10 protein-coding genes are annotated in these 5019 nt (G+C 64.9%); all 10 read left to right on the forward strand.

Translation table 11 applies throughout. The features are described 5' to 3' along the window. On the forward strand, positions 1 to 641 hold a 641-nt coding region (locus VN047_RS02055), incomplete at its 5' end, for a VOC family protein (RefSeq protein WP_325539521.1). A gap of 12 nt (positions 642 to 653) precedes the next feature. After that, positions 654 to 1070 carry a VOC family protein gene (locus VN047_RS02060; protein WP_325539523.1) on the forward strand — a complete coding sequence of 139 codons (417 nt, stop codon included), beginning with the start codon at positions 654 to 656 and terminating at the stop codon, positions 1068 to 1070. After that, positions 1067 to 1552, forward strand: a complete 486-nt coding sequence (locus VN047_RS02065; protein ID WP_325539525.1) for a VOC family protein — start codon at positions 1067 to 1069, stop codon at positions 1550 to 1552. The genes VN047_RS02060 and VN047_RS02065 overlap by 4 nt, the downstream gene beginning before the upstream one ends. 1 nt (position 1553) lies before the next feature. Then, the gene (locus tag VN047_RS02070; protein WP_325539527.1) at positions 1554 to 2009 is read left to right on the forward strand and encodes a hypothetical protein; all 456 of its coding nucleotides are present in this window, start codon (positions 1554 to 1556) and stop codon (positions 2007 to 2009) included. After that, entirely contained in the window at positions 2006 to 2662 is a 657-nt protein-coding gene (locus tag VN047_RS02075; protein ID WP_325539529.1) for a glutathione S-transferase family protein, read from the forward strand. The genes VN047_RS02070 and VN047_RS02075 overlap by 4 nt, the downstream gene beginning before the upstream one ends. Positions 2663 to 2781: 119 nt before the next feature. Beyond that, on the forward strand, positions 2782 to 3564 hold the full coding sequence (locus VN047_RS02080) for an alpha/beta hydrolase (RefSeq protein WP_325539531.1): 783 nt from the start codon (positions 2782 to 2784) through the stop codon (positions 3562 to 3564). A gap of 65 nt (positions 3565 to 3629) precedes the next feature. After that, positions 3630 to 3980, forward strand: coding sequence for a hypothetical protein (locus VN047_RS02085; protein WP_325539533.1), 351 nt, complete (start codon positions 3630 to 3632; stop codon positions 3978 to 3980). A 101-nt stretch (positions 3981 to 4081) separates the two neighbouring features. Further along, positions 4082 to 4216 (forward strand): 50S ribosomal protein L34, encoded by a 135-nt coding sequence (gene rpmH, locus VN047_RS02090; RefSeq protein WP_054586364.1) that lies wholly within the window; start codon positions 4082 to 4084, stop codon positions 4214 to 4216. Positions 4217 to 4305: 89 nt separating this feature from the next. Then, positions 4306 to 4590 (forward strand): ribonuclease P protein component, encoded by a 285-nt coding sequence (gene rnpA / locus VN047_RS02095; RefSeq protein WP_414712651.1) that lies wholly within the window; start codon positions 4306 to 4308, stop codon positions 4588 to 4590. Next, complete coding sequence (yidD, locus tag VN047_RS02100) at positions 4587 to 4799, forward strand: membrane protein insertion efficiency factor YidD (RefSeq protein WP_037517062.1); 213 nt, start codon at positions 4587 to 4589, stop codon at positions 4797 to 4799. The genes rnpA and yidD overlap by 4 nt, the downstream gene beginning before the upstream one ends. Positions 4800 to 5019 lie beyond the last annotated feature (220 nt).

Here is a 5019-nt window from a genome sequence, read left to right on the forward strand (position 1 = left end):
ACGGCGGCAATGCGGGCGGGGTGCTCGCGCTGAACGCCGACATGCTCGCAGGCGGCGCGCGGCCGGCGTGGATGGGCTATCTCGAGGTTGCCGACGTCGATGCGGCGATCGACGCGATCAAGGCCGACGGCGGCGCGGTACACATGCCCGCGACCGACCTGCCCGTCGGGCGCATCGCGATGGTCAGCGATCCGCAGGGCGCGCCCTTCTATATCATGAAGCCTATTCCTCCCGAGGGGATGGAGGGCATGGAGAGCGACGTGTTTTCGGTCACCGAGGCGCAGCATATGCGCTGGAACGAACTCGCGACGAGCGACCCCGACGCCGCCATCGACTTTTACAAAACGCATTTCGGCTGGGGCCAGGAGGGCGAGATGGATATGGGCCCGATCGGCGCCTACCGCTTCATCCAGCGCGGCGACGTGATGATCGGCGCGGTGATGCCGTTGATGGAGGGCTATCCGGTGCCGGTGTGGAGCTTTTATATCGGCGTCGACGATATCGATCGCGCGCATGCGGCGATCACCGCCAACGGCGGCACGATCACCAGCGAACCGATGGAAATCCCCGGCGGCGAATATGCGATGAACGGCATCGACCCGCAGGGCGCGTCGTTCGGCCTCGTCGGCCCGCGGAAATAAGGGAGAGAGACGATGGACAATCAGGGTCCGGCCACGGGACTGACCCCGCACCTCGCGATTGCCGACAAGCGCGCGAGCGAGGCGATCGATTTCTATATCAAGGCGTTCGGCGCGAGAGAGAATATGCGCATGCCCGCCGACGACGGCGTGCGGCTGATGCATGCGCATCTGACGGTGAATGGCGCATCGCTGATGCTGCACGACGAATTTCCCGAATATGTGGAGAATGAGAGCGGTCCCCCCGACGGGGTGACGCTGCACCTGCAGGTCGACGACGCCGATGCCTGGTTCGAACGCGCGGTCGCCGCGGGGGCGAGCGTCGCCATGCCGCTCGACAATATGTTCTGGGGCGACCGCTATGGTCAGATCAAGGATCCGTTCGGCCATACATGGTCGATCGGATGCCCGGTAAAAGGAGAGGCGAAATGAGCAGGAATCCCGTGACGCTGTGCCTGTGGTACGACAAGGACGCCGAAGAGGCGGCGCATTTCTACGCCTCGCTCTTTCCCGACAGCAAGGTCGGCGCCGTCCACCGCGCGCCCGGAGACAATCCGAGCGGCAAGGAAGGCGATGTGCTGACCGTCGACTTCACCGTGCTCGGCATCCCGTGCATCGGGCTCAACGGCGGGCCGACCTTCAGGCACAGCGAGGCCTTTTCCTTTCAGGTCCATACCGACACGCAGGAAGAAACCGACCGGCTGTGGAACGCGATCACCGGCAACGGCGGCGAGGAAAGCATGTGCGGCTGGTGCAAGGATAAATGGGGCCTGTCCTGGCAGATCACCCCGCGCGTGCTGACTGACGTGATGACCCACCCCGACAAGGCAGCGGCGAAGCGCGCGTTCGACGCGATGATGACGATGAAAAAGATCGACATCGCGGCGATCGAGGCCGCGATCAGGGGAGAGTGATATGACTCAGCGGGGGAAACCGGTCGTTTTCGCATGGCTGCTCTGCGGCACGCTCGACATCGTCTATGCGGCGGTATCGAGCGTGGTGCAGGGCGGCACCGTGTCCGGCATGCTGCATGCGGTCGCGAGCGGGCCGTTCGGCGACGGCGCGCGGCAGTGGGGCGTCGGCGGCGACATCGCGGGGCTCGCGACGCATTTCGCGATCATGGGCGCGATGGTCGCGGCATGGTTCTTCGTCGCACGCCGCTGGAGCGCGCTGACGGCATGGCCGTGGTGGCTGACCGGCACGCTCTACGGGCTGCTGCTCTACGTCATCATGAACGGGATCGTGCTGCCCCTGCGCTTTGGAATGGCCTTTCCGCCGACCGACCTCGTCAAGGGCGCGATCGCGCTGTTCCCGCATATTTTCCTTGTCGGCTGGCCGCTCGCCTGGCTGACGCGCAAGGATAGCAATTGATGCTCGTCTATTATGGCCACCCCTTCTCCTCCTACACGTGGAAGGCGCTGATCGCGCTGTACGAAAAGGGGATCGATTTCGAATATCGCTCGGTCGACCCGGCCTTTCCGCAGCATATGCCCGAGCTGAGAGCGCATTGGCCGGTCGGGCAGTTCCCGCTGCTCGTCCACGACGGCGTGCCGTACTTCGAATCGTCGATCATCATCGAATATCTCGACCATCTGGCGCCCGAACCGCGGCTGATCCCCGCCGATTTCGACGCGGCGCTGAAGGTCCGTCTGTTCGACCGCATCTTCGACAACCATGTCATGGGCCGGATGCAGGCGGTGGTGGCCGATGCGATCAGGGGACCCGAAAATCATGTGCCGCTGATCGTCGAACAGTCGAAGGCCGCGCTCGAAACCGTGTACGGCTGGCTCGACAAGGAGCTCGCCGGCGGCGGCTGGGCGACGCCTCATGGCTTCACGCTCGCCGATTGCGCGGCGGCGCCGTCGCTTTTCTATGCTGACTGGGTCCATCAAATCCCGGAGACGCACGAGAATCTGCGCGGCTATCGCGCGCGGCTGCTCGCGCATCCGTCGGTGTCGCGCTGCGTCGAGGATGCCCGGCCCTATCGCGCCTACTTCCCGCTCGGCGCCCCCGATCGCGATTGAGCCATCTCTACCCCGGCGAAGGCCGGGGTAGAGATTCCGGGCGTCCCGAAACGGGGTTAACGGGCTGCTGACGGTGCCTGTTTGCCAGTTGATAGGCGCGCACGCGCGAAGGCGGGCGCATGGCTTCGCCGTCCGCCTTCCTGCGCACGCTCATTATCGCTGCTTTGGCGGCGGTGCTGGCGTTCGCGCCGGCGCAGGCGCAGCAGGTCATGACGATCACCACCACCACGGTGACCTGGACCTGGGACGATGCGGGCAATCACGACGGCGCGGAATTTATCGACGAAGATGCTGCGCTGCTGGATGACGAAGCGCTCGCCGAAGATGCCGGTTTCGCCTCGACCCGACGCTATGCTCCGTCGGCAGACCTCGCGACGCTCGGCCATGCCAAGGCGACCTATGGCCCCTTCTCGGTGATCGATCGCGCAACCGTCCGCATGGCGGGCGATGTCACCTCGGCGACGCCGCGCCAGTTCGCGGCGATGCTCGCTGCCTTTCCGGGGCTGCAGCGGCTCGAGATGGTCGACTGCCCCGGCAGCCTCGACGAGGAAGCCAATCTGGTCCTCGCGCGCGCGATCCGCCGCGCGGGCATGGAAACCGTCGTTCCGGCGGGCGGCTCGATCCGTTCGGGCGCGGTCGAGCTGTGGCTCGCGGGCACCACCCGCCGTGCAGCGCCCGATGCCGAATTCGGCGTTCATAGCTGGGCCGACGAATATGGCCGCGAGGCGAACGACTATCCGGCGAGCGACCCGGTCCATGCCGAATATCTGGGCTATTACCGTGAAATGGGATTGAACGACGCCAAGGCACGCGAATTTTACGCGCTGACCAACAGCACGCCGTTCGACGACGTCCGCTATCTGACACGCGACGACATGGCCCGCTTCGTCACGCTCGACTGACGCGGCATCGCTTTGGGCGCTGCTTTATCCTTGTAACACGCCACCGCCTCCCCCACATCGCCTCCATGGCGAAGCGGAGCCTCTATCAGCGATTGCGATCGACCGCGCAGGTCCGGCTGGCGCTGTTCATCCTCGGCCTCCTCATGATGGCGATCGCGCCGATCGTCGGCATCTTGCCCGGCCCCGGCTTTATCATCCTCTTTCCGCTCGGCCTGATGCTGTGCCTGCAGAACAGCGCGTGGGCGAAGCGCATCTATGTTCGCTTCAAATGGCGCCACCCGCGCTATGCTGCGTGGACCGACCGCGTGATGCGGCGCGCGAGCGCGGCGCGGAAACGCGAACGTGCGGCGCTGGAAGCGATCAAAAAGGCCGCTTTCCACGGCAAGGCACCGGAAAACCGCCGCGATGGTAATTGACTTTGCCCCGACTCTCGCTTATCCGCGCCCCCATCAGTGGCCGCCCACGTTTGGCGGCCCTTTTCTGTTAGAGCCTTTTGAGAGAATTTGGGGATACCGCGATGAAGCGTACCTATCAACCGAGCCGCCTCGTTCGCAAGCGTCGCCACGGTTTCCGCGCCCGCAAGGCGACTGTCGGCGGCCGCAAGGTTCTCGCCAACCGCCGCGCCCAGGGCCGCAAGAAGCTGTCGGCCTGATCGCTGACGCTTCTGCGCCAGTAACACTGGTGCGAACGCTTTCAAAACGTAGCGAATTTCTGGCCGCGAATCGCGGCCTTCGCTTTCCCATGCCCGGCTTTGTCCTGCTCGTCCGCCATCGCGGCGACGGCGACGATGCGCCGGGCATCGGCTATACGGTCAGCAAGAAGGTCGGCAACGCCGTCACGCGCAACCGGATGAAGCGGCGCTTTCGCGAACTTGCGCGCGCCATGCTGCCCGAATCGGGCATCGCCGGCGCCGACCATGTGCTGATCGGTCGGCCGGGCGGCAACGATATCGTCTTCGCCGACCTTGGCGAGCATCTCGATTCGGCATTGAAGCGCGCGGCAAAGAAGCTCGCGAAACCGGCATGATCGCGAAATTGCTCATCCTGATCGCGCGCGGATGGCAAATCGGCCCTTCGCGCATCCTTCCGCCCACCTGTCGCTACGCGCCATCGTGCAGCGCCTATGCGATCACCGCGCTCCAGCGCCATGGTGCGATCAAGGGTGGCTGGTTGGCGACAAAGCGGCTATTGCGCTGCCATCCTTGGGGGGGTCATGGCTACGACCCCGTGCCATAGGCACGGCATTTCCCGATAATATTTGATACGAAGAGAGACCAACGAGCGTGGACGACAAGCGTAACATGATCACGGCCATCCTGCTGTCGGTGGCAATCCTGATCGGCTGGAATTTCGTCTCCGAGAAATTCTTTCCCACGCCCGACAAGCCCGACGTGACCCGGACCGTCGCCGGAACCCCCGGGGCGGCACCGACCGCCGCGCAGGGCCAGCCGAGCGC

The organism is Sphingopyxis sp., from assembly GCF_035565275.1.
GTDB lineage: Bacteria > Pseudomonadota > Alphaproteobacteria > Sphingomonadales > Sphingomonadaceae > Sphingopyxis.

Excerpts from the sequence above, each read along its gene's own strand:
- VN047_RS02060 (WP_325539523.1), top strand. The coding sequence starts at position 654 with ATGGACAATCAGGGTCCGGCCACGGGACTGACCCCGCACCTCGCGATT.
- VN047_RS02065 (WP_325539525.1), top strand. The coding sequence starts at position 1,067 with ATGAGCAGGAATCCCGTGACGCTGTGCCTGTGGTACGACAAGGACGCC.
- VN047_RS02070 (WP_325539527.1), top strand. The coding sequence starts at position 1,554 with ATGACTCAGCGGGGGAAACCGGTCGTTTTCGCATGGCTGCTCTGCGGC.
- VN047_RS02080 (WP_325539531.1), top strand. The coding sequence starts at position 2,782 with ATGGCTTCGCCGTCCGCCTTCCTGCGCACGCTCATTATCGCTGCTTTG.
- VN047_RS02085 (WP_325539533.1), top strand. The coding sequence starts at position 3,630 with ATGGCGAAGCGGAGCCTCTATCAGCGATTGCGATCGACCGCGCAGGTC.
- rpmH (WP_054586364.1), top strand. The coding sequence starts at position 4,082 with ATGAAGCGTACCTATCAACCGAGCCGCCTCGTTCGCAAGCGTCGCCAC.
- rnpA (WP_414712651.1), top strand. The coding sequence starts at position 4,306 with ATGCCCGGCTTTGTCCTGCTCGTCCGCCATCGCGGCGACGGCGACGAT.
- yidD (WP_037517062.1), top strand. The coding sequence starts at position 4,587 with ATGATCGCGAAATTGCTCATCCTGATCGCGCGCGGATGGCAAATCGGC.